We start from the raw sequence: 685 nt of genomic DNA, 5'->3' as shown, positions 1-685 counted from the left end.
AGAGGTGGAGGGACGAACGGAAGGCGGCATGACCCCCAACTTTCTCATGCTCCCCTCGATCATCGTAGCTATCCCGTCAGGGGCTGCAAACCAGCATCGGCGACGGGTTCGACGCGCTGCCGGCGCTCGATCGCTCACCCCGGCGTGAGCAAGCGCCGGGGATCGAGATGGACCAATCGGCGCAGGCCGAGCGCGAGCGGGAGCGCCAGCGCGGACGCGCCGCGCCGGATATCGGGTTCGGGCGGTAAAGTGCCGAGCGTGGATTTCACTGATCCGTAATGGGTGCGTCACGACATCGTCACGCCGGTCGGCAACGATAGGTGGTCCACCGCGACGACGCAAAAAAAACCAAGGGGCCAGATCATGATCGCGAAGTTTTTGGTGCTCGCAGGTGCTGCGCCTGCGGCACTAATCGTGCAGCCTGCGCAGGCGCAGGATCTGCCGGCGTCTCCGGTCGTCGATGCTACAACCCAGGATACCGACAACACTCGAGACGATATAGTCGTGCTCGGCTTCGGACAGAGCAGGCAGGTGCAGACCGTCAGCGCGACCGACATGGAGCGGCTGACCCCCGGAACCTCGCCGCTGAAAGCGATCGCCAAATTGCCCGGCGTCAACTTCCAGTCCGCCGACGCCTTCGGCGCCTATGAATGGTCGACGCGCATCTCGCTGCGCGGGTTCAACC

General features: G+C 64.4%; 1 pseudogene. It reads left to right on the top strand.

From position 1 onward, the window contains the following. Window positions 1-363 precede the first annotated feature (363 nt). A pseudogene (locus tag AX685_RS20870) lies at window positions 364-685 on the top strand (TonB-dependent receptor plug domain-containing protein); the annotation flags it as partial.

It is taken from the genome of Sphingomonas sp. CCH9-F2 (assembly GCF_001556735.1).
Lineage (GTDB): Bacteria > Pseudomonadota > Alphaproteobacteria > Sphingomonadales > Sphingomonadaceae > Sphingomonas > Sphingomonas ginsenosidimutans.
This window is presented reverse-complemented; position numbering and strand designations above follow the sequence as displayed.